The following is a 20,257-nucleotide window of genomic DNA, read 5'->3' on the forward strand; positions in this document are numbered from 1 at the left end:
GCTGGAGACCATGCCGGGAACACCGCCGACACGCTTCGCCTTCCTCGGTCCCGAGGGCACCTTCGCGGAACAGGCCCTGCGCACTCTGCCCGCAGCCGAGCGGGGCACCCGGACACCGGCCCGCAGCGTCGGTGAGGCGCTGGACGCGGTACGCGCCGGGGAGGTCGACGCCGCCCTGGTCCCCCTGGAGAACTCGATCGGCGGCGCCGTCGGGGTGACCCTCGACGAGTTCGCCGAGGGGGAACCGCTGGTGATCACCCGCGAGGTGATCCTGCCGGTGGAGTTCGTCCTGGGTGCGCGTCCGGGCACCCTGCTGTCGACGGTTCGCAGCGTCGCCGCTCATCCCCAGGCCTCCACCCAGTGCCGCGACTGGCTGCGGGCCTACCTGCCGGACGCGACCGTGATCGACGTACTCTCCAACGGAGCGGCGGCGGCCGGAGCGGCCACGGGCGAGTTCGACGCGGCGATCTGCGCTCCGATCGGCGCCACCCGGCACCGGCTGGCCGTACTCGCTGACAAGATCGCCGATCATCCGGACGCGGTGACCCGGTTCGCCCTGGTGGCCCGGCCCGGTCCACCTCCCCCGCCCACCGGCGACGATGTGACCTCGCTGGCGGTGTACATCGCACACGACCGGGTCGGTGCCCTGCTGTCCGTTCTGATGGAGCTGGCGGTCCGAGGGGTGAACCTCAGCCGGATCGAGTCCCGGCCCACCGGCAAGGCCCTCGGCGAGTACGTCTTCTTCCTCGACTGCACCGGTCACGTCGCCGACGTCCGGCTGGGTGAGGCACTTCAGGGCCTCCGCCGGGTCTGCTCGGACGTACGCTTCCTCGGCTCCTATCCGCGGCACCGGTGGAGCGGGAGCACGGGGGGACACCCGGTCCCCGCCCCCGCCGGTCTCTCGGACGCCGACTACGCCGACGCCGCCGCCTGGCTCGCCCGACTCAGAGCCGGCGAACTGAGCTGACTGCCCGGGCCTGGGCTCGGCGGCCTGGGCGTGGGTGGTCGTAGCGCTGGGCCAGGGCTCGGCTCAGCGGAACAGGCCGCCGAGCACCCCACCCTGATCCTGCTGGCCGCTGCCCATGATCGGCGGCTCCTCGGACGGCTGGACGACGACGAAGCCCTGCCCCGCGAAGCTCATCGTGTACGCCTCGCCGGTGGTACGGCCCAGCAGGGTGCCGAGTCCCAGTTGGTCGGCCCGGTGGTAGCCGGTCTGCAACCCGGCCGACCAGCAGACCGCCGCCTGCGGATCCACATAGGTGGGCGCGTCGACCGCCAGCACCACCGGGGTGCCCCGGGTGGTCACCGCGATCCGGCCCTGGCCGGTGAAGACGCAGTTGAACAGGCCGGTAGAGGCCATCCCGGCCCCGCCGACCATCTTGATGTCGTACTGGAGACCGGGGTCGAAGGCCAGGACGCTGGAACCGTTGATCGACAGGGCGTCGCCCGGTTCGAGGTCGATGATGTGTACGTCCTTGGCGAAGTCGGCCAGGAAGACGTCACCCCGGCCGGTGAGCTTCATCAGCGGGACGCCTTCTCCGGTGAGCTTCTGCTTGAGGAAGTTGCCCAGCCCGCCGGAGCCCAGCGCCTGGAACTGCACCTGCCCCTGGTACGCGACCATCGAGCCGACCCGGGCCAACATCTCACCATTGAGCTCGATCTTGAGCATCTTGGCGTTCTGGAGCCGCATGCCGGGTTGCGCGGACTCCCGCTCCAGGTTCGCCGCTGAGAACAGTTCGCTGCGCATCTCTTCCTCCCTACTCGCCGTGCCTGGTCGAGACGGTAGGGCAGCGACGCAACCGTCAGCCCCAGCCGAGGTCGTGCAGGCGCTCGTCGTCGATGCCGAAGTGATGCGCGATCTCGTGCACCACGGTCACCGCCACCTCCTCGACGACATCGTCCTCGGTCTCACAGATCCGCAGGATCGGGTTGCGGTAGATCAGGATGCGGTCCGGCAGCACCCCCGCGTAGTCCCACCCTCGGTCGGTCAACGCGTGTCCCTCATAGAGGCCGAGCAGATCCTCCCCCGGCGGGGGGTCGTCCTCCACGAGAATCACCACGTTGCTCATCAACGTCAGCAGTTCCTCGGGAACCTCATCGAGGGCCTCCCCCACGAGTTCCTCGAACCGCTCCCGATCCATCTCCACCGCCACCCGCCCATTCTCACCCACCCCCACCCCACCCCCACACCGCGATCTTGCACTTTCGGTCGCCGATACGCGTCTTTCACACCGTTATGCGTCGACCAAAAGTGCAAGATCGGCGGGGATGGGGGGTGGGTTCGGGGTCAGGAGGTCAGGCGGGTGGTGAGGGTGATGGTGGCGGCGGGGGAGAGTAGGCGGGAGATGGGGCAGTTCTGCTTGGCGGTCTCCGCCAGCTCGGCGAAGCGTGCCTCGTCGATGCCGGGTACGACACCGACGGTCTCCAGCTCGATACGGGTCACCGTGAAGCCCGCCTCGGTCTTGTCCAGGTGCACCTTCGCGGTGGTCTCCACCGAGGTCGGCGTCGCGCCGGCGTCGGCCAGGGCCTTGGAGAAGGCCATCGAGAAGCAGCCGGCGTGCGCGGCCCCGATCAGCTCCTCGGGGTTGGTGCCCTCACCCTCCTCGAAGCGGGACTTGAAGGAGTAGTTGCCCTCCAGCCCACCCTTGCCGGTGCGGATGGTGCCGGACCCTTCGGGAAGGTTGCCCTGCCAGCGTGCGGAAGCGGTACGAATAGGCATGGAGCTGACGCTAGCCGAATCCGCGCCCGTCGGCCGACCGACCGGGCAGCTGCCTGCACCTTCCATGACGTAGCTGGCCTACTGTGCCATGATGCGGGGCAGACCTCGCCCTGGGCACTCGGTCCGGCCACAAGGAGGCGCAGCGGTGACCCACGACCTCCCCATCCCCCGGCAGGACGACCGCTCCGACGGCGCCAGCGTCCTCGAGTGGGGAACGCAGGACGAGGAGCCGACCGGCACCAACCGGTGGCGTGGTGCTCTGGGCGGCCTCGGCCGCGACCACCGGCTGCCCCTGCTGCTCGCCGGGCTCGGTGCCGCCGCCACCCTGGCCTCCCTGCTCGGCGAGTGGGCCAAGGTCACCTTTCCCAGCGGCGGGGGTGAGGGGGACGAGCCGGTCGAGTTGCTGAGCAGCGTCTCCGAGGTCGGCAATCTGGGGGTCGGCTACCTGGTCGGGATGCTCATCCTGGGGGTCACGGCCGCACTGACGCTGCGCGGCACCCTCGCCGTACGGGCCAATGCCCGGGTCGCCGGCCTGGCCCTGGCCCTGGGTCTGGTCGCCGTGCTGGTGGCCACGGCGGCCTCGCTGGACGACGACCGTCGGCGGGCGATGGGCTACACGGTCGAGGACGGCTTCCGCATCGAGTACGGGCGAGGGCTGATCATGGCCTTCCTGGCTGTCCTGCTGTTCGCCGCAGCCCTGGCCCGCGCCACCGCCGTACCGGACGGCACGGCCGGTGAGCCGGGTCGACGACAGCCGCGTCCCCGCCGCCCGGCCGACTTCGCCGAGGAGCCCGAGGGCCGGGGACCGATCGACATCACGGTCACCCCCACGGTGCCCTTCGCCCGCGAGGCCCGATCCGACTGATCGGCCACCGGAGCCACCCCTGCGGTACACCAGACCTCAAGAAGGCTCCCTTCCTCGCGTCACACCCGATTCGTCGGGAAGCCATGGTTGCGACCCGTTCCGCGAGGTAAGGTGGCTGCCCGCCGCTCGCCGGATCCTCGACCAACGACCGGAACGGCTGGCTGTGACGGCGGTGGGCGAAGGAGGAAAGATGACCCGTCCGGGCCTGCCCAAGCTGATCGCCACCGACCTAGACGGCACTCTCGTCCGCAGCGACGACACCGTGTCGGCGTACACCCATCAGGTTCTGGACCGGGTTCGTGCGGCCGGGATTCCGGTGGTGGGCGCCACCGGCCGGGGCCCCCGGCTGACCGAACTGACCCGCAACGACATCCGCGCGGCGGACTTCCTGGTGATGGCCGGCGGTGGCCGGGTGGTCGACCAGAGCGACCCGGCCGGGCCGGTGGTGCTGCGCGACGAGCGGCTCTCCAGCGAGGTCCTGGCCACCCTGCTGGCCGACCTGGAGGCCGTGGTCGGCCCGCTGACCGTGATGGTCGAGGCCTCCGACGAGCACGACGCGCCCCTGTGGGGGGACTACCACCCCGCCTGGCCCTACCAGGACCGGTTCGAGGTACGCAGCCGCGACGAGTGCCTGGCAGGCGATGTGATCAAGGCTTTCGCGCGTACCGCCGATCATCATGTCGACGAGTTGCTGGCGGTCGCCAGGGAGATCATCCCGCCGCACCTGGCCGCCCTCACCCAGGCCGGGCTGGGCTTCATCGAGATCAGCCCCTCCGGGGTGGACAAGGCCACCGGGCTCAGTGTGGTGGCGCAGAGCCTGGGGGTCGATCCGGCCGAGGTGCTGGTCTTCGGCGACATGCCCAATGACCTGCCGATGTTCGAGTGGGCCGGCTGGGGGCGGGTGGCGGTGGCCAACGCCCACCCGCAACTGCGGGCCATCGCCGACAACGTCACCCTGCGCAACGACGACGACGGGGTGGCCGTGTATCTGGACCGGCTACTGTCCGGGTGATGGAGGCAGTTCCCCGCCTGGTCGCCAGCGACATCGACGGCACCCTGCTGCGCGACGACCGCACCCTCAGCCCGCACACCGCCGAGGTGCTGGCCCGGATCTCCGCCCGGGGCACTCCGGTCGTGCTGGTCACCGGGCGACCGATCCGCTGGCTGCGACTGGTGTACGAGCAGTTGGCCGAGCCGCTGCCGGCGGTCTGCGCCAACGGTGCGGTGGTCTACGACCCGGTCGGCGACGAGGTGCTGCGGGCCGACCCGCTGGCCCCCGAACTGCTCGCGGAGGTGGCCCGCCGACTACGGGCCGAGGTGCCCGGGGTGAGTCTCGCGGTGGAGATCGCCGATGGTCGGCAGATGCGCCACGACGCGCACTACCCGATGCGCTGGGACGCCGACGAGACCGCGATCCGGGCCGTACTGCATCCGGAGGAGCTGCATTCGCTGCCGGCGGTGAAGCTGCTGGCCCGGGCCGACGGGGAACGGGATCCGGACCGGTTCACCCAGGTGGTCGCCGAGGCGCTGGCCGGTCTGGCCGAGGCCACCCATTCCTCACGGTCGGGGCTGGTGGAGATCTCGGCGGCCGGGGTGACCAAGGCGGCCGGGCTGGCCTGGTACTGCCACCGGCTCGGCATCACCGCCGAGGAGGTGCTGGCCTTCGGTGACATGCCCAATGACGTACCCCTGCTGACCTGGGCCGGCCGGGCGGTGGCGGTGGCCAACGCGCACCCGGCCGTGCTGGCGATCGCCGACGAGGTCACCTCGGCGAACTCGGTCGACGGGGTGGCGGCGTACCTGGAGAAGGTCTTCGGGGTGGACTGACGGGGTGCGGCAGGCGCCGCACCCCGGCGTCGTCAGAGGTACTGACCGGTGCTGTGGCCCTCGCCGCCCGGTCCCTGACCCAGGCCGGGCATCCCCGGCAGGGCCACCCCGCCCGGCCCGCTGGGCAGCGCCTGCCGCCCGGTGCGCATCTGCTCCAGTTGCACCCGGGCCGCCATCTGCTGGGCCACCAGGGCGGCCTGGATGCCGTGGAACAGCCCCTCCAACCAGCCGACCAGCTGAGCGTGGGCGATCCGCAGCTCACCCTCCGTCGGTGCCTGGTCCTCGGTGAACGGCAAGGAGAGCCGTTCCAGTTCCTCGCGCAGCTCGGGCGCCAGCCCTTCCTTCAGCTCGACGATCGAGCGCTCGTGGATCTCCCGCATCCGGTGCCGGCTGGCGTCGTCCAGCGGCGCGGACTTGACCTCCTCCAGCAGCTGCTTGATCATGCTGCCGATCCGCATCACCTTCGCCGGCTGCTCGACCAGGCGGGCGGGATCCTCACCTGGCCCGTCGTCGGTCTGCAGGGTGCCGACCGGTCGGCCATCGGGCCCGACCACCACCACGGTGCCCGAGTGCCCGGTGCCGTCGCGGCCAGGCTCGTCGTTCTGTCCAGCGGTATGCGCTTCGGTCATGGCATCCATCTTTACTCAGTCACCCCCGTCGGCGCCCGCCGCCCCGGCCGACGATGCGGCGTACGACCCGGGGCCTCGGATGGCGGCGAGTCGCGCTACCGTCGGCCGATGTCGCTCGACCCCCGCGCCGTACTCACCCGACCCGCACCGGAGCCGGACCTCACGGTCTCCTACGGCGAGCACCCCGACCAGATCGCCGATCTGCGCCGCCCGCTCGGCGAGGGCCCGCCCCGGCCACTGGTGATCGTCGTGCACGGCGGTTTCTGGCGGGTGGAGTACGACCGGCGGCACACCGACGCACTGGCTGACGCACTGGCCCGGCTCGGCTTCCCGGTGGCCCAGTTGGAGTACCGCCGGACCGGGCAGCCCGGTGGCGGCTGGCCCGGCACCCTGATGGACGCACGGGCCGGGGTGGCGGCTCTGCCGGAGTTGGCCGCCGAGGCCCTGCCCGGTCGGGTGGCACCGGTGCCGCCGATCCTGGTCGGGCACTCGGCCGGTGGTCATCTAGCCCTGCACACCGCCATCCGGTCACCGCAGACCGTCGGCGGGGTGCTCGCCCTGGCCCCGGTCACGGATCTGGCCGAGGCCTACCGGCTGGACCTGGACTCGGGCGCGGTGGCCGCGCTGCTGGGCGGCGGACCGGCCGATTTCCCCGAGCGGTACGAGGTCGCCGACCCCCGCATCACGGCTCCGCTGCCAATACGGACGGTAGTGATTCATGGCACTCTGGATCAGCAGGTACCGGTGGAGATGAGCAGGAAATATGTCGCCGCAGCGCAGGCGCTAGGTGCGGAAATGCACCTTGTAGAGCTTCCGGAATGCGAACACTTCGGGCTTATCGATCCCCTCTCTCCGGCCTGGCCGCAGGTAACCGCCGCGTTCCGTTCTCTTCACACCGATCATTAACCATTGACCCAGCGTCGCTAAGCAGGTAGAACGCCGGAGGGGCGGAGACTCCCAGCAGGCCATCCGAAGGGAACCCGGTGTCGCAGATGAACCGTAGGCGGGCACTTCAACTGCTCGCCGCGCTCGGTGCGGGTGGATTAACAGCCGGGTGCGCCTCGGACCCCGAGGAGCCGGCCGAACCGAAGAGCACGGTCAAGGTCGGGCTCATCGCGCCGCAGTCCGGCCCCGGCAAGGCCGTCGGTGACGAGTTGCGCAACGGCTTCGAGCTCTACCTGGACCTCAACGAGAGAGTCCTCGGCGGCCATCCGGTGAACCTGCTCGTGGCCGACGAGGGAGACAGCGTCAAGTCCGGTCAGGCCGCGGTGGACGGCCTGCTCAAGCAGGGTGTTCTGGCGTTGACCGGGGTCTCCTCCGCAGCGGTGATGTCCGGCATCCGGGACGTCATCGAGCAGGCCCGGGTGCCCCTGATCGGCTCCAACGCCTCACCCACCAGCCTCCAGAGCGTCGTCTACATCTGGCGTACCTCGTACGTGCTCGACGAGGCGGGCCGGGCCCTCGGTCGCCATCTGCGCGACGCCCTGGGTCCCGACGACCGGGTGGCGATGATCATGCCGGAGTCGGCCCTCGGCGGCGACGACGTGCTGCGCGGCTTCCGGCAGGAGTTCGGCGAATCCGACCCCCGCATCGCGGATCCGGTCGTCTTCACCTCCAACAACGCCAACCCCGGCAAGGGCGCCTTCGTCCGGGACATCGACCGCGCACTGAGCCGCAACCCCTCGGTGGTCTTCTGCTTCTTCGCCGGCCCGGCGGCGGCGGAGTTCGTCATGCAGCTACGCGACGCCGGCTTCCAGGGCGCCATCTACGCACCCGGCTTCCTCACCGAGGGCACCGTGCTGGAGAGCATCAAGCCGGCCGACGACGCCCTGGGCATCCGCACCGCCCTGAACTACTCCGCCGACCTGAACAACGCCGCCAACCGCCGGTTCGCCTCGGCGTACCGCAAGAAGCACAGCGCCTCGCCGACCACCTACGCGATGGCCTCGTACGACGCGGCCAAGGTGCTCGACCAGGCGATCCGCCTGGCCGGCTCGGACCCCACCCCGCAGGAGCTCAACCTGGCGCTGGGCCGGATCGGTCAGATCGACAGCCCGCGCGGGGCCTGGCAGTTCAACCAGCCGCGCACCCCCCAGCAGAAGTGGTACCTGCGGGAGGTGCAGCACGACGGGCAGGTGCTGTCCAATGTCCTGCTCAGCGAGCTGGCCACCCTGGGCTGAGGGTTCAGTGCCGTAGTTCGGCGATGCAGCACTTCACGCTGCCTCCGCCCTTCTTCAGCTCGGCCAACTCCACCGGCACCGGGGTGTAGCCGGCCGCCCTCAGCCGACCCGCCAGCCGGGTCGCCTCGCTGTTCAGCACCACGTTCGCGCCGTCACTGACCAGGTTGAGCCCGAAGGCGAGAACGTCCTCGTCCTCGGCCAGCACCGCGTCGGGAAACAGCTGGGCCAGCACCTTCTGGCTGGCCGCGGAGAAGGCTCCCGGGTAGTAGACGATGTTGCCGTCGTCGATCGAGGCCAGCGCCACGTCCAGGTGGTAGAAGCGCGGATCGATCAGCCGCAGCGAGACCACCGGCCTACCCAGCGCCTCCTGCGCCTCCGCGTGCGCGGGCAGTTCGGTACGGAACCCGTACCCGGCGAGGATCAGCCCGCCGTGCGCCTGTGGCAGGTACGCGAAGTCCCCCTCACCCTCGTTCGTCTCGTTCGGGGCGATGAACCGCCAGCCCTGCGCCTCGTAGAAGGCGCGGTGCGCCGCCGCCTCGGCCGTGCGCTGGTGGTGTTTGAACCGGGCACCGTAGACCGTGCCGTCGACCATGAAGGCGCCGTTGGCGGCGTAGACCATGTCCGGCAGGCCGGGCTCGGGGGCGAGCAGGTGCACCTCGTGTCCCAGGCCGACCAGAGTCTCCCGCAGGCGATCCCACTGCTTGACGGCCAGCTCCGGGTCGACCGGGGTGGTCACGTCCATCCAGGGGTTGATCGCGTACTCGACCGCGAAATGCTCCGGCGAGCACATGAGGTACGTGCGCTTTCGGGGCACTCGCTGAGGGTTCATGGTCACCAAGAGTAGGTAGGCTGAGAGTTTCGGAACAGCCATGACCATTGCTTCTCAGGAGCAGAATCTTGCAGATAGACGGCGTGGACCAGCGAATCATTGCGTTGCTGGTCGCCGATGCCCGTGCCTCGTACGCGGACATCGGAACCCGAGTCTCACTCTCCGCTCCGGCCGTCAAGCGGCGGGTGGACCGGCTGCGGGCCGCCGGGGTCATCCGGGGATTCACCGCCGTCGTCGACCCGGCCTCGGTCGGCTGGACCACGGAGGCCTTCGTCGAGCTGTTCTGCGCCGGCCGCACCACCCCGGCCCAGATCGGTGCCGCCGTACGCCGCCACCCCGAGGTGGTCGGGGCGTACACGGTGTCCGGGGAGGCCGACGCCCTCGTACACCTGCGGGCCGCCGACATCTCCCACCTGGAGGAGGCGTTGGAGCGGCTGCGCGCGGAGAGCTTCGTGACCTCCAGCCGCAGCACCATCGTGCTCTCCAGGCTGGTGGAGTCCCCCGGGGTCGGGCCCTCCATCTGATCGCACCGGGCGGTGCAGACCGGCGCATCGGTGCGGAACCGGACGGCGACCGGCGGCGTCGAAGCAGTCATGACGCGGGCAGGCAAGGTGATCGTCGCCGGGAGCATCCTGACCACCCTCACCCTGCTGGCCGGAAGCACCTCGGCTCCGGCCCCCGGCCGACCGACCGCCCCGGTGATGGTGCCGGTGGCCGGGCTGGTCTCCTTCGACTCCTGTGCGGACGCCCTGACCGAACTGCGGGCCGCCGCCCGCGAGGCGGTCGGCCCGTACGGCTTCGAGGGCGGCACCCTGTTGTCCACCCGGGCGGCCGCCGAGGGCAGGGCCCTGGCGAAGGGTGCGCTCGGCGGCAGCGCCCCGCCGGACCACTCGACGACCAACAACCATGAGGCCGGCGCGGACGAGCCGGACGTGGTGAAGACCGACGGGCGCCGCATCGTCACCGTCACCGGGGGCGGGCTGCGGGTGATCGACCCGGTCAGCCGCCGGATCACCGGCCGACTCGATCTGCCCGGTGGGAAGGCGGGCGCCTACTGGGGCTCGTACCGGCTGCTGCTGCTCGGTAACCGGGCCCTGGTGCTCGCCGAGGGGACGCCGTTCGTCGCGGTGGACCGGTCCCGGCCAGGGCCGTCGACCGAAGCGGCCCGCCTGTTCCTGGTCGACCTGACCGGTGCGCCCGCGCTGATCGGCACGTACCGGATCGAAGGCGGTCTGCTCGACGGTCGACTGACCGGCACCACCGCCCGGGTGGTGATCCGCTCGACGCCGCGCCTCGAGTTTCCGTACGTCCCTGAGGGCAGCGACCGGGCCCGGACCCGGCAGAACCGGGCGGTGATCGACAGCGCCGGGATCGAGTCCTGGTTGCCGGAGTACGAGTGGACGGCCGGGAACGAGCGGCACACCGGGCGGGTCGACTGCGATCGGCTGAGCCGACCGGAACGGATGACCGGCACCTCGGTACTCACCGTGCTCAGCTTCGACCTCGGCGCCGACCGGCTGGGCGACGGTGACCCGGTCAGCGTCGCCGCCGACGCCAACACGGTCTACGGCACCCCGAACAGCCTCTACCTGGCCGGGCAGCAGCCGCCCCGGAAACCGGGGCTGCTGCGCTGGCGGCCCGGTCTCCGGGACCAGGTGACCGAGATCTTCCAGTTCGACACCGCCGGGTCGGGCCGCCCTCGCTATCTGGCCTCCGGTGCCGTACCCGGGTGGCTGATCAACCAGTACGCACTGTCCGAATGGGACGGACACCTGCGGGTGGCCACCACCCTCGGCGAGGTGTGGGGCGATGAAGGCGAATCCGAATCCACCGTACGGGTGCTGCGTCGGGATGGCGGGTTCCTGGTGTCGGTCGGAGCGGTCGGCGGGCTCGGGCGCGGCGAACGCATCTACTCCGTGCGGTACCTGGGGCCGGTGGCGTACGTGGTCACCTTCCGGCAGACCGACCCGCTCTACTCGCTGGACCTGAGCGACCCGGCCGCCCCGAGGATGACCGGGGAGCTGAAGATCACCGGCTACTCCGCGTACCTGCATCCCCTGCCGGACGGGCGGCTGCTCGGGGTGGGTCAGGAGGCCGACGGACAGGGCCGTACGGAGGGGGTGCAGGTGTCCCTCTTCGACGTGCGGGACCCGAGCCGGCCGACCCGCCTGGACCAGTGGCACCTGCCTCGCGGCTGGTCCACCGCCGAGTACGACCCGCACGCCTTCCTGCACTGGCCGGCCACCGGGCTGGTGGTGCTGCCGGTGGACGCCGGGGTACGCCTGTTGCGGGTCGACGCCGACAAGATCAGCGAGATCGGCCAGGTCACCCACCCGGTCACGACCACGGACCGAGCCCGGCTACGCCCGGCCGTACACCGCGCACTGATGATCGGGGACCTTCTCTGGACGGTCTCCGATGCGGGCCTGCGCGCCAGCGATCCGGTCACCGCGCGAAGCCTCGACTGGATCCCGACGACCTGACTCTCCCTCCCCCTCAAGGGGTGGGGCCCGGTTTCTCGGGAACTCCGGGCCTCACCCCTTGAGCCACCAGCTCACAGGTACATGCCGGTGCGGTGCTCGCCCCGCCCCGGCTTGTCCCCCTCACTGAAGAAGCGCTTGCCGCCGAACTCGCCGTGCAGCCGGTCGTCCAACTCGTCCGCCAGGCCGGTCATCACCTGCACGGCAAGCATCAGATGGGTGGGTTGGAAGTTGCGGCCGAAGACCGGGATAGAGGCCCAGACGGTGTCGTCGGCACAGTAGAGCCGGCCGATCGGCATCCGGTTGGTCAACTCGGAGAGCTTGACGTAGAGCCGCTCGGTCGGCTCCACCTCGGTGAGCACCGGGGAGAAGACGTCGACCAGCGGCGGATTGTCCCGCACCCGGACGAAGACCATCGCCGAACCGGCCCGGATGTTGATGTCGCCGTCGGAGTCGACCTGGACCCGGTCGGAGTCGGACCGGAGCATGGTGGAGACCACCGTCCGGACCCGCTCGGCCAACTCCAGCACCTCACTGTCCGCACCGGAATCCTCCGTGGCGGCCAGCGCCTGGGCCAGGTCGTCCTCGATCTCCTGCCCGGTGCCGACTTCACTGCGGGCGGTGCCCAACGGCTCGCCCGGCACCGGCTCACCCTCGGCGTCGACGATCACGTAGACCAGGAAGGCCGGGTGCGGCGCGCCGTAGACGTCGCGCAGCGTACGCGAGAGCAGGGCGGCCAGCCGGGTGCTCTCCGAGACCCCGCAGTGCAGGCCGAACTGGTCACCGGAGCCCTCCAGCACCCCCGGCGGAGACCAACCCAGGGCGACCATGTCTGCCACGGCCGCCCGGTCCAGCCGGTAGCCCTGGGGCAGGGCCGCGTTGCCCACCGCCCGCGCGGTCAACCCGCCGTCCTCGCCGACATCGACACTGACGGAGTAGACGGCCTCCTCGATGCCGGAGGCGGTCGGGTCGAGGGTCAACTCCACGTGGGCACCGTGCGGCAGGCCGGCCAGCCGGTCGGCCAACGCGCGGGCGAACTCCCGCCACGCATGGGTCACCTTGGCCCGCAGGTCCGCGGTGCTCGGCTCGTCGAGCAGGATCGACTCGTGGTGTGCCGGCGTACCGGGCGGTGCTGAGGGGTGCTCTGCCGTCATGATCGCCTCCGTCCGTTCCGGCCACCCTATCGAGCCGGTCGGGAAGAGGCGTCAACCCGGACAGTGATCGGACACGCCTGGCGGTCAGCCGTGGTCACCTGACTCGGTCGGCCAGGTGCCGGCCAGCTCGGTCAGCCGGGTGGCTGCCACGGCCGGATCGGCCCCCCGGCCGACAGCCAGCCCGAGCAGGTACGCGGTGACCGGGGCCCCCGGCCGCACCACCTGGTGGGCGACATCCCGGGCCAGATCGAGCACGGACTGCACCGGCACCTCGGCCGGATCCACCCCCAGCTCCGCACAGGCCGCCGCGAGCCAGTCGTCCAGCACCCTCATCGCGACCACTCCTCCGCCCGCCGCAGGTCCCGCTCAGTGTCGCAGTCGAACCAGGGCGGCGGGCCGTCGCCGGTCCACCGCAGCTCGCGTACGGCGAGCCCGGTGAACAGGTCCCGCAGGGACGCTCCGGCCAACTCGCCCCGCCGTACCCGCACCCGGTCCAGGGCCGCGCGCAGCGCCGCCGGGCGCCACACCCCACACAGCGACTGCCGCCGCCCGGACTGGTCCAGGTAACAGACCCCGTCGACCGGTGGTCGGCTGGTCGAGGCGTCGTCGAGGTGGTGCAGCAGCTCACCGACGGCGGCCCGGGTCAACAGCGGCAGATCGGCCGCCAGCAGGGCCACGGCCGACACCTCGGGGTCGAGCAGGGCCAGCCCGGCCGCGAGGGCGGGCACCGGCCCGCCGCCCGGTGGCGACTCGCGGGTCAGTCGTACGCCCGCCGGGGCCGGTCCCGGCCCGACGAGGATCCGAGGCGCGGCGTCCGCGACCGCCGCCAGGACCCGCTCCCGCATCGGCACCCCGCCGACCGGCAGCGCCGGCTTGTCCAGTCCACCCATCCGCCGGGCCGCACCTCCGGCGAGCACCACCGCGGCGTACGCCTTCACCGGCCCACCGTAGCCCTAGCCCTGGTGCCCTCTCTGGCTGGTGGCCGGGGTGGAGGGTGGTCGGGCGGGGCTGAGGACCGGGCGGTGCTGGTCGCCGGGCGGTGCTGAGGGCCGGGGCGGTCGGGCTGCCCGGGTCGGCGGGTGGCGGGGTGGGCGGGTGGCGGGGTGGGGGTCGGGGCAGGATGGTGGGGTGGGACGGGCTACTGACCGCCGCGTGGTGCTCCGCGTGGATCTCGACGCCGCAGCCGACCGGGGTGTGCTGACCCGTCGGCCGGACACCCTGGCCGCCGAGGAGCCGCTGGAGATCCGGGTAGGTGCGGCCGGGCCGGGACGCCGCCGCCCACTGTCGGTCACCATGCGTACTCCCGGCGCGGACCTGGACCTGGCACTGGGTTTCCTGTTCGCCGAGGGACTGATCCGGTCGGCGGAGGATGTGTCGACCGCGCAGTTGTGTGCCGGCGCGGAGACCCCGAACACGTACAACGTGGTCGATGTGACGCTGGCACCCGGGGTGCCGGAGCCGACTGTCGAGGCCAACCGGCAGTTCCTGACCACCAGCGCCTGCGGGGTCTGCGGCAAGGAGAGCATCGAGGCGGTGCGTACCCGGTCGATGTTCGAGGTGGCCGACGACCCGCTGACCGTGCCGGCGGAACTGTTGGCCGAGTTGCCGCAGCGGCTGCGGGCCGGGCAGCGTGGCTTCGATCGGACCGGCGGGCTGCACGCCGCCGGTCTGTTCACCGCCGAGGGTGACCTGGTGGTGCTCCGCGAGGACGTGGGCCGACACAACGCGGTGGACAAGGTGATCGGCTGGGCGGTACGCGAGCGTCGGCTACCCCTGGTCGGGCACGTTCTGCTCGTCTCCGGACGGGCCAGTTTCGAGCTGACCCAGAAGGCGTGGATGGCCGGTGTGCCGCTGCTCGCGGCGGTCTCGGCGCCGAGCACCCTGGCGGTGGACCTGGCCACCGAGGCCGGACTGACCCTCGTCGGTTTCCTCCGTGGCCGCACCATGAACGTCTACACCAGCCCACATCGGATCAGCGCCTGAACTTCAGCGGTTAGCGAGCATTTCGAACAGGCCCAGCCGCATCGCGGCGTCCCGGGCGATCAAAAAGCCGGCGATGCCCAGGACCCAGCCGAGCATGCTCCCGGAGGATCTGAGGATCCAGGCGTTGAGCCGGACGAGCACCGGCTCGATCAGCCTCGGCCAGGCCAGCCGCACCCCCAGCAACACCATCGCCGGCAGCACCATGACCAGGCAGTACCCACCGAGCAGGGCAACCACCGCCGCCAGGTCCAGGCCGGAGGTGCCCAACAGGCCCAGGGCACCGAGGTACGGCAGCATGGTCGCCACCTCGGCCAACGCGGCGAACAAGGCCAGCCCGATCAGCCACCGCCCCGACGAGTCACCGGTGGTCACCCGATCCCGCCAGCGCAGCACCCGACCCGTTCCGCTGCCGCGCTTACCGTCGAACCGGAAGCTCACCACCAGCAGGCCGACCCCGAACACCAACTGCGCCCAGATGACCGGGCGATTGTCCAGGGCGCCGCCCAGCACCCCTGCCAGGGTGCTGCCCCCGACATAGAGGGCCAGCCCCACCACGAAGTAGAACCCGGCGATGGTGCCCAGGTAGGTCAGGATCCGGCGACCGCTGACCGGGCCGGGGGCCAGCAGCAACCACACCGGAATGAACAGGGTGCCGATGCTGGTGCTGTCGATCAGGGCCAGCCCGGCCAGCGACAGCAGCAGTCCGACGCTCATCCGCGTCCGCAGGTCGATCGGAGCATCCATCGATTATCCAGGGCCGCAGCAGGTCTGGCTGCCCCTGTCCTGGTGGGTCATCGTGGGCGGCGGCGCGACCTGCGCCGAACTCGGCGCGGGGGAGTCGACGGATCGCCGGCCGGCCAACCATCCAGCCGGGAGGGTGGGACTCCGCGACGGAGCAGGTCGTCGATCAGCAGGGCTAGGGAGTAGTCCGGATGCTCGGTCAACACCCGCTCCAGCGCCACCGCCGCCAGGGCGCCCTGCCCGGCCCGCCAGGCGGCGAAGGCCAGCAGCGCACCGGGCGCCGCGATCAGGTGGGGCGCTACCCGGCGCAGCAGCTCCGTCCAGAACGCCACGTCCTCGTCCCGGCCGTCGGTGCGTTCCCAGGCGTGGTCGCGTACCGGAAGGTGGGTCAGCAGTAGGGCCAGCCAGGCGATCTCGTCGTCGGTGAGCTGCCCGCCCCGGTCGTGCCGGCGGCGGGCGGCACGGTACGCCGCCACCCCAGCCGTCCGGAGGGCCCGCGCGCCGAGCAGGTCCGCCGGGGGTGCGGTCGCCAGCAACTCGGACAGCCGCTGTTCGGCCCGCTCGGCGGCGCGGCGGGCGGCGGTCCCATCGGTGGGGGCCAGTTGGGCTACGAGGGCTGCCCGGTCCGGCAGGGCCACCTGGCCGGCGAAGACGGCCGCCGCGGGCACCGTGCTGCCCTCGGGGTCGTACGCGGTTCCCTCCGGCGGACAGCACTCCGGTTCCGTGCAGAGGTACGACCACCAGCGCCCCTCGGTGACCCGCAGCGCGTCGAGCACGGGCAACCCGACATTGGTCAACGCCTCCCGGATAGCGTCGAGGGCCGGGGTCACCCGCGCGGCCGGGCCGTACCCGATCACGGTCGCCGCGTCGGCGCCCTGCTGGGCGGTGACCGCAGCCAGGTGTCCGGCCGCGGCGAGGTGCCCGGCCGCCTCGCCGTGATCGGTGTCGCCGGGCAGGTCCCCACGGGCCACGAAGACGACCCGGGAGGCCGAGAAGGCCACCACCACGACGCTGTCGCTCGGATGGAAGCCGAGCAGGTACGGCACTGCGGCGATGAGGTCGGCGGGCGAGCGGACGGTCAGCCTAGGGATCTCCGTCGAATTCATGGAGTCAGCCTGCGAGCCGGAAGGTGGGTGCCGCTGCCCCTGTGGACGACACGCCGGTTATCCACAGCTACTCAGCGTATTTTGCCTGGTCACACCCGATCGCCACCCTTCCGCCAGCACCCTTGGCACAGCGCGGTGAGCGTGCAGCCTGTTAATAGGGGACCCCTGCTCTACCGGAGGCGTTAACAAGGGGCCCTTCCTTCCCCCCGGAGGGGATACCTTGCGGGCATGGATCTGGCGTATCTGCGGGCGCATCCCGAGCAGCTGCCGACCTTCCTGACCCATCAACGGATCCGGGAGACCCCGGTCAGCGGCGGAGACATCTGCGCCGCCTCCCGGCTGACTCTCGACGACGGTCACTCGGTCTTCGCCAAGACCTGGCCGGAGCAGGCGGATCGGCCGGTGCCGGAGGGGTTCTTCGCCACCGAGGCGGCCGGGCTGCGCTGGCTGGGGGAGACCGGGACGGTGGCGGTTCCCCAGGTGCTGGTGGACCTGCCCGAGCTGCTGGCCCTGGAGTGGGTCGAGCCGGGTGAGCCGAGCCCCGAGGCCGCCGAACGCTTCGGCCGGGAACTAGCCGGCCTGCACCGGGCCGGGGCCCCCACCTTCGGGGCCTCCTGGCCCGGGTTCATCGGGGCCCTGCCGGCGGACAACACCCCACACGAGGGTCCCTGGGCGCAGTGGTTCGCCCAGGCGAGGCTGCTGCCCTACCTGCGGCGCTCGGTCGACAACGGGGCCCTGGACGACACCACGGTCGCGCTGGTCGAACAGGTCGTCGCCCGGATCGGCGAGTTCGGTGGGGAGGAGCCACCGGCCCGGGTCCACGGCGACCTGTGGCCGGGCAACCTGCTCTGGGGGGCCGACGACCGGGTCTGGTTGGTGGACCCGGCCGCCCATGGCGGGCACCGCGAGACCGACCTGGCCCAACTGGCGCTGTTCGGGGGTCCGCCGTACGCGGACCGGATTCTGGCCGCGTACCAGGAATTCTGGCCGCTGGCCGAGGGTTGGCGGCAGCGGGTGCCCCTGCACCAGTTGCACCTGATGCTCGTGCACACCGCACTGTTCGGCAGCGCGTACCGGGATTCGGTCCGCGACCTCGCCCGCGCCGCTCTGGGTGGGCTCGGCCGCGCTACCGTCGTGGGATGAGTGTCGTACCGCCCGGCGGCCTCCTCGTCGACCGGTACGGCCGAACCGCCCGGGACCTGAGAGTCTCCCTGACCGACAAGTGCAATCTGCGCTGCACGTACTGCATGCCCGCCGAGGGGCTGCCCTGGTTGGCCGGGCCGCAACTGCTCACCGACGACGAGGTGATCCGGCTGATCCGGGTCGCGGTGCAGCGACTCGGCATCGATGAGGTCCGGTTCACCGGGGGTGAGCCGCTGATCCGCCCGGGGTTGACCGCCATCGTGACCGCGGTGGCGGCCCTCGATCCCCGGCCCCGGATCTCGCTGACCACCAACGGCATCGGGTTGGCGCGGGTGGCACCGGCCCTGCGCGCCGCCGGACTGGACCGGGTGAACGTCTCGCTGGACACCCTGGATCACGCCCGCTTCCTCCGGCTGACCCGCCGGGACCGGTTGGACGAGGTGCTGGCCGGTCTGGCCGGGGCGGTGGCCGCCGAACTCACCCCAGTCAAGATCAACAGTGTGTTGATGCGCGGGGTCAACGACGACGAGGCACCGGCGTTGCTCCGCTTCGCCCTGGATCACGGGTACGAGCTGCGGTTCATCGAGCAGATGCCGCTGGACGCCCAGCACGGGTGGGACCGGGCCAGCATGGTCACCGCGGAGGAGATCCTGGCCACCCTGGGTACGGCGTACGAGCTGACCCCGGATCCGGCCGGACGGGGTGCGGCACCGGCCGAGACCTGGCTGGTGAACGGCGGCCCGGCCCGGGTCGGGGTGATCGGCACGGTGACCCGCCCCTTCTGCGGCGACTGTGACCGGACCCGGCTCACCGCCGACGGTCAGGTCCGCAACTGCCTGTTCGCCACCGAGGAGACGGACCTGCGGGGTGCCCTGCGCGCCGGCGCGGACGACGACGAGCTGGTGCGGCGGTGGACGGCGGCTACCCGGGGCAAGCGGGCCGGTCACGGCATCGACGACCCGAGTTTCCTGCAACCCGCCAGGCCGATGTCGGCCATCGGAGGATGACCGTGGAAACCGTCACCGTGCGTTACTTCGCCGGTGCCCGAGCGGCGGCCGGGCGCAGCGAGGAGACCGTTTCCGCCGGCCGTACCCTCGACGGGGTGTTGAGCGAGCTGGCCCAGCGGCACGGTGAGCGGCTGGTCCCCGTGTTGACCGTGGCAAGCTTTCTAGTCGATGGCGTGACCTGTCATGATCGCGACAAACCGCTGCCGGCCGGAGTGACGATCGACGTCCTTCCTCCCTTCGCCGGCGGCTGAGGGGACAGCAGACGTGCTCGCGGTACTCGGTTTCGTGGCCACCCTTGCCCTGATCACCGGGCTGATCCACCTCTATCTCTGGAAGCGGCTGGTCAAGGACACCACCAGAGCGGGCCGTTGGCGGCGGATCGGCACGGTCACCACGGTGGTGCTGGCGCTGCTCGTACCGGCGACGATGATGGGCACCCGCGCCGGCCTGTACTGGCTGGCCTGGCCGGGCTACATCTGGCTGGCCCTGATGTTCTACCTGCTGGTGCTGCTCGTCGTGCTGGAAGTCCCGATGCTGGTGACCCGCCTGGTGCTGCGCCGCCGGGCCGCGGTGGCCGCACCGGAGCCGGTGCTGGTCGGCCCGGCCAGCACCACCGAGGAGCCGGCGCTGGTCGGCCCGAGCGCGGCGATCGAGGAGTCCGGGACCACGGCCACCCCGCCGGTGGCCGACCCGGCGAACCGGGCGAGCGAACCCCCGGCCGCCGGTGCGATCGGGCCGGACCACGATCCGGGGCGCCGGCTGCTGCTCGCCCGAGGCGCCGCGATCTTCGCCGGGCTCACCGCCGCCGGCCTGGTCGGCAGCGGGGTACGCACCGCGATGGGTCCCCCGCAGCTGGACCGGGTGCAGATTCCGCTGGCCAAGCTGCCGCGCAGCATGGACGGCCTGCGGATCGCCACCGTCTCCGACATTCACATCGGTCCGCTGCGCGGCCGGATCCACACCGAGCGGATCGTCGCCGCGATCAACCGCCTGGACGCCGACATCGTCGCCGTGGTCGGTGACCTGGTCGACGGTACGGTGGCCGAGCTGGGTGAGGCCGCGGCACCCCTGCGGGACCTGCGGGCCCGGCACGGCAGCTACTTCGTCACCGGCAACCACGAGTACTACTCCGGGGTCGAGGAGTGGGTGGCCGAGGTGGACCGGCTCGGGCTGCGGGTGCTCCAGAACCAGCGGCTGGAGATCGCCACCCGGGGCGGGGTGCTGGACCTGGCCGGGGTCAACGACGTCAGCGCGGCCGGGACCGGGGTGGCCGCCCCGGCGGACTACGCCGCCGCCCTGGCCGACCGCGATCCCTCCCGGCCGGTGGTGCTGCTGGCGCACCAGCCGGTGGCCGCCTTCGAGGCGGCGAAGTACGACGTCGACCTGCAACTGTCCGGCCACACCCACGGTGGTCAGATCGTCCCGTTCAACCTGCTGGTCCGGCTGGAGCAGCCGGTGGTGTCCGGGTTGGGTGAGGTGGACGGCACCAAGGTGTACGTCACCAACGGTGCCGGTTTCTGGGGTCCCCCGGTACGGGTCGGGGCGGAGCCACAGATCACCCTCGTTGAGCTGCGCTCGGCATAGCGCACCTCAC

The 20,257-nt window shown here is 71.5% G+C and carries 23 protein-coding genes and 1 pseudogene; 13 read left to right on the forward strand and 11 right to left on the reverse strand.

The window, feature by feature from the left end; genetic code table 11:
* The first annotated feature begins 10 nt into the window (after window positions 1-10).
* A complete protein-coding gene (gene pheA, locus ABZ795_RS15005) occupies window positions 11-967 on the forward strand; it encodes a prephenate dehydratase (RefSeq protein WP_327023575.1) in 957 nt (318 codons plus the stop codon).
* Between the two features lie 63 nt (window positions 968-1,030).
* On the opposite strand, the gene ABZ795_RS15010 is transcribed toward pheA, so the two are convergent.
* The 4 genes and pseudogenes from ABZ795_RS15010 to ABZ795_RS15025 form a co-directional block, all read right to left on the reverse strand.
* On the reverse strand, window positions 1,031-1,747 hold the full coding sequence (locus tag ABZ795_RS15010; RefSeq protein WP_357530731.1) for an AIM24 family protein: 717 nt from the start codon (window positions 1,745-1,747) through the stop codon (window positions 1,031-1,033).
* Window positions 1,748-1,802: 55 nt separating this feature from the next.
* Window positions 1,803-2,147: a metallopeptidase family protein gene (locus ABZ795_RS15015; protein WP_327027350.1), complete on the reverse strand. Its 345-nt coding sequence runs from the start codon at window positions 2,145-2,147 to the stop codon at window positions 1,803-1,805.
* Window positions 2,148-2,226: 79 nt separating this feature from the next.
* A pseudogene (gene mgtL, locus ABZ795_RS15020) lies at window positions 2,227-2,289 on the reverse strand (mgtA regulatory leader peptide MgtL); the annotation flags it as partial.
* Window positions 2,288-2,719, reverse strand: a complete 432-nt coding sequence (locus tag ABZ795_RS15025) for an OsmC family protein (RefSeq protein ID WP_327023573.1) — start codon at window positions 2,717-2,719, stop codon at window positions 2,288-2,290. The gene ABZ795_RS15025 and the pseudogene mgtL, both read right to left, overlap by 2 nt.
* A gap of 145 nt (window positions 2,720-2,864) precedes the next feature.
* Here ABZ795_RS15025 and ABZ795_RS15030 point away from each other — a divergent pair, with 145 nt between their 5' ends.
* The 3 genes from ABZ795_RS15030 (at window position 2,865) to ABZ795_RS15040 (ending at window position 5,411) form a co-directional block, all read left to right on the forward strand.
* Window positions 2,865-3,584, forward strand: coding sequence for a hypothetical protein (locus ABZ795_RS15030; RefSeq protein ID WP_357530732.1), 720 nt, complete (start codon window positions 2,865-2,867; stop codon window positions 3,582-3,584).
* 190 nt (window positions 3,585-3,774) lie between these two features.
* Window positions 3,775-4,596: an HAD family hydrolase gene (locus ABZ795_RS15035; RefSeq protein WP_327023571.1), complete on the forward strand. Its 822-nt coding sequence runs from the start codon at window positions 3,775-3,777 to the stop codon at window positions 4,594-4,596.
* Window positions 4,596-5,411, forward strand: a complete 816-nt coding sequence (locus tag ABZ795_RS15040) for an HAD family hydrolase (RefSeq protein ID WP_357530733.1) — start codon at window positions 4,596-4,598, stop codon at window positions 5,409-5,411. Before ABZ795_RS15035 ends, ABZ795_RS15040 begins: the two co-directional genes overlap by 1 nt.
* A 32-nt stretch (window positions 5,412-5,443) precedes the next feature.
* Here the strand turns inward: ABZ795_RS15040 and ABZ795_RS15045 are convergent, their stop codons facing one another.
* On the reverse strand, window positions 5,444-6,049 hold the full coding sequence (locus ABZ795_RS15045; RefSeq protein ID WP_357530734.1) for a bacterial proteasome activator family protein: 606 nt from the start codon (window positions 6,047-6,049) through the stop codon (window positions 5,444-5,446).
* Window positions 6,050-6,148: 99 nt separating this feature from the next.
* Here ABZ795_RS15045 and ABZ795_RS15050 point away from each other — a divergent pair, with 99 nt between their 5' ends.
* Together ABZ795_RS15050 and ABZ795_RS15055 are read left to right on the forward strand one after the other, a co-directional pair.
* On the forward strand, window positions 6,149-6,946 hold the full coding sequence (locus ABZ795_RS15050) for an alpha/beta hydrolase (RefSeq protein WP_357530735.1): 798 nt from the start codon (window positions 6,149-6,151) through the stop codon (window positions 6,944-6,946).
* A 77-nt stretch (window positions 6,947-7,023) separates the two neighbouring features.
* Window positions 7,024-8,220 carry an ABC transporter substrate-binding protein gene (locus tag ABZ795_RS15055; protein WP_357530736.1) on the forward strand — a complete coding sequence of 399 codons (1,197 nt, stop codon included), beginning with the start codon at window positions 7,024-7,026 and terminating at the stop codon, window positions 8,218-8,220.
* A gap of 4 nt (window positions 8,221-8,224) precedes the next feature.
* Here the strand turns inward: ABZ795_RS15055 and ddaH are convergent, their stop codons facing one another.
* Entirely contained in the window at window positions 8,225-9,058 is an 834-nt protein-coding gene (ddaH, locus tag ABZ795_RS15060; RefSeq protein ID WP_327023566.1) for a dimethylargininase, read from the reverse strand.
* 59 nt (window positions 9,059-9,117) lie between these two features.
* On the opposite strand from ddaH, the gene ABZ795_RS15065 reads away from it, so the two are divergent.
* Both ABZ795_RS15065 and ABZ795_RS15070 read left to right on the forward strand, forming a co-directional pair.
* Window positions 9,118-9,573 (forward strand): Lrp/AsnC family transcriptional regulator, encoded by a 456-nt coding sequence (locus ABZ795_RS15065; protein ID WP_357530737.1) that lies wholly within the window; start codon window positions 9,118-9,120, stop codon window positions 9,571-9,573.
* 69 nt (window positions 9,574-9,642) lie between these two features.
* The gene (locus ABZ795_RS15070; protein WP_357530738.1) at window positions 9,643-11,532 is read left to right on the forward strand and encodes a beta-propeller domain-containing protein; all 1,890 of its coding nucleotides are present in this window, start codon (window positions 9,643-9,645) and stop codon (window positions 11,530-11,532) included.
* A gap of 71 nt (window positions 11,533-11,603) precedes the next feature.
* Here ABZ795_RS15070 and ABZ795_RS15075 read toward each other — a convergent pair whose 3' ends face one another.
* From ABZ795_RS15075 to ABZ795_RS15085, 3 genes are all read right to left on the reverse strand, one after another.
* Window positions 11,604-12,683, reverse strand: coding sequence for a hypothetical protein (locus ABZ795_RS15075; RefSeq protein WP_357530739.1), 1,080 nt, complete (start codon window positions 12,681-12,683; stop codon window positions 11,604-11,606).
* Window positions 12,684-12,767: 84 nt separating this feature from the next.
* A complete protein-coding gene (locus ABZ795_RS15080; protein WP_357530740.1) occupies window positions 12,768-13,016 on the reverse strand; it encodes a DUF6457 domain-containing protein in 249 nt (82 codons plus the stop codon).
* A complete protein-coding gene (locus tag ABZ795_RS15085; protein ID WP_357530741.1) occupies window positions 13,013-13,621 on the reverse strand; it encodes an NTP transferase domain-containing protein in 609 nt (202 codons plus the stop codon). Before ABZ795_RS15085 ends, ABZ795_RS15080 begins: the two co-directional genes overlap by 4 nt.
* A gap of 190 nt (window positions 13,622-13,811) precedes the next feature.
* Here ABZ795_RS15085 and fdhD point away from each other — a divergent pair, with 190 nt between their 5' ends.
* Window positions 13,812-14,666, forward strand: coding sequence for a formate dehydrogenase accessory sulfurtransferase FdhD (gene fdhD / locus ABZ795_RS15090; RefSeq protein WP_357530742.1), 855 nt, complete (start codon window positions 13,812-13,814; stop codon window positions 14,664-14,666).
* A gap of 3 nt (window positions 14,667-14,669) precedes the next feature.
* Here fdhD and ABZ795_RS15095 read toward each other — a convergent pair whose 3' ends face one another.
* Both ABZ795_RS15095 and ABZ795_RS15100 read right to left on the reverse strand, forming a co-directional pair.
* On the reverse strand, window positions 14,670-15,380 hold the full coding sequence (locus ABZ795_RS15095) for a GAP family protein (RefSeq protein ID WP_327027349.1): 711 nt from the start codon (window positions 15,378-15,380) through the stop codon (window positions 14,670-14,672).
* A gap of 77 nt (window positions 15,381-15,457) precedes the next feature.
* A complete protein-coding gene (locus ABZ795_RS15100) occupies window positions 15,458-16,513 on the reverse strand; it encodes a DUF4192 domain-containing protein (RefSeq protein ID WP_327023559.1) in 1,056 nt (351 codons plus the stop codon).
* A gap of 228 nt (window positions 16,514-16,741) precedes the next feature.
* Between ABZ795_RS15100 and ABZ795_RS15105 the strand changes: the two genes are divergently transcribed.
* The 4 genes from ABZ795_RS15105 to ABZ795_RS15120 are packed head-to-tail and all read left to right on the forward strand — an operon-like array spanning window position 16,742 to window position 20,247.
* On the forward strand, window positions 16,742-17,656 hold the full coding sequence (locus ABZ795_RS15105) for a fructosamine kinase family protein (RefSeq protein ID WP_357530743.1): 915 nt from the start codon (window positions 16,742-16,744) through the stop codon (window positions 17,654-17,656).
* Window positions 17,653-18,663: a GTP 3',8-cyclase MoaA gene (gene moaA / locus ABZ795_RS15110; protein ID WP_357530744.1), complete on the forward strand. Its 1,011-nt coding sequence runs from the start codon at window positions 17,653-17,655 to the stop codon at window positions 18,661-18,663. Before ABZ795_RS15105 ends, moaA begins: the two co-directional genes overlap by 4 nt.
* Window positions 18,660-18,914 carry a MoaD/ThiS family protein gene (locus ABZ795_RS15115; RefSeq protein WP_327023556.1) on the forward strand — a complete coding sequence of 85 codons (255 nt, stop codon included), beginning with the start codon at window positions 18,660-18,662 and terminating at the stop codon, window positions 18,912-18,914. The genes moaA and ABZ795_RS15115 overlap by 4 nt, the downstream gene beginning before the upstream one ends.
* Window positions 18,915-18,927: 13 nt before the next feature.
* Complete coding sequence (locus tag ABZ795_RS15120; RefSeq protein WP_357530745.1) at window positions 18,928-20,247, forward strand: metallophosphoesterase; 1,320 nt, start codon at window positions 18,928-18,930, stop codon at window positions 20,245-20,247.
* The last annotated feature ends 10 nt before the right edge of the window (window positions 20,248-20,257 follow it).

The sequence above is a fragment of the Micromonospora sp. NPDC047134 genome (genome assembly GCF_040643455.1).
GTDB lineage: Bacteria > Actinomycetota > Actinomycetes > Mycobacteriales > Micromonosporaceae > Micromonospora.

Bases quoted from the DNA above. Each gene is read 5' to 3' on its own strand.
- pheA (WP_327023575.1), top strand. From the start codon at position 11: ATGCCGGGAACACCGCCGACACGCTTCGCCTTCCTCGGTCCCGAGGGC.
- ABZ795_RS15010 (WP_357530731.1), bottom strand. From the start codon at position 1,747: ATGCGCAGCGAACTGTTCTCAGCGGCGAACCTGGAGCGGGAGTCCGCG.
- ABZ795_RS15025 (WP_327023573.1), bottom strand. From the start codon at position 2,719: ATGCCTATTCGTACCGCTTCCGCACGCTGGCAGGGCAACCTTCCCGAA.
- ABZ795_RS15035 (WP_327023571.1), top strand. From the start codon at position 3,775: ATGACCCGTCCGGGCCTGCCCAAGCTGATCGCCACCGACCTAGACGGC.
- ABZ795_RS15040 (WP_357530733.1), top strand. From the start codon at position 4,596: ATGGAGGCAGTTCCCCGCCTGGTCGCCAGCGACATCGACGGCACCCTG.
- ABZ795_RS15045 (WP_357530734.1), bottom strand. From the start codon at position 6,049: ATGGATGCCATGACCGAAGCGCATACCGCTGGACAGAACGACGAGCCT.
- ABZ795_RS15050 (WP_357530735.1), top strand. From the start codon at position 6,149: ATGTCGCTCGACCCCCGCGCCGTACTCACCCGACCCGCACCGGAGCCG.
- ABZ795_RS15070 (WP_357530738.1), top strand. From the start codon at position 9,643: ATGACGCGGGCAGGCAAGGTGATCGTCGCCGGGAGCATCCTGACCACC.
- ABZ795_RS15075 (WP_357530739.1), bottom strand. From the start codon at position 12,683: ATGACGGCAGAGCACCCCTCAGCACCGCCCGGTACGCCGGCACACCAC.
- ABZ795_RS15080 (WP_357530740.1), bottom strand. From the start codon at position 13,016: ATGAGGGTGCTGGACGACTGGCTCGCGGCGGCCTGTGCGGAGCTGGGG.
- ABZ795_RS15095 (WP_327027349.1), bottom strand. From the start codon at position 15,380: ATGAGCGTCGGACTGCTGCTGTCGCTGGCCGGGCTGGCCCTGATCGAC.
- ABZ795_RS15100 (WP_327023559.1), bottom strand. From the start codon at position 16,513: ATGAATTCGACGGAGATCCCTAGGCTGACCGTCCGCTCGCCCGCCGAC.
- ABZ795_RS15105 (WP_357530743.1), top strand. From the start codon at position 16,742: ATGGATCTGGCGTATCTGCGGGCGCATCCCGAGCAGCTGCCGACCTTC.
- moaA (WP_357530744.1), top strand. From the start codon at position 17,653: ATGAGTGTCGTACCGCCCGGCGGCCTCCTCGTCGACCGGTACGGCCGA.
- ABZ795_RS15115 (WP_327023556.1), top strand. From the start codon at position 18,660: ATGACCGTGGAAACCGTCACCGTGCGTTACTTCGCCGGTGCCCGAGCG.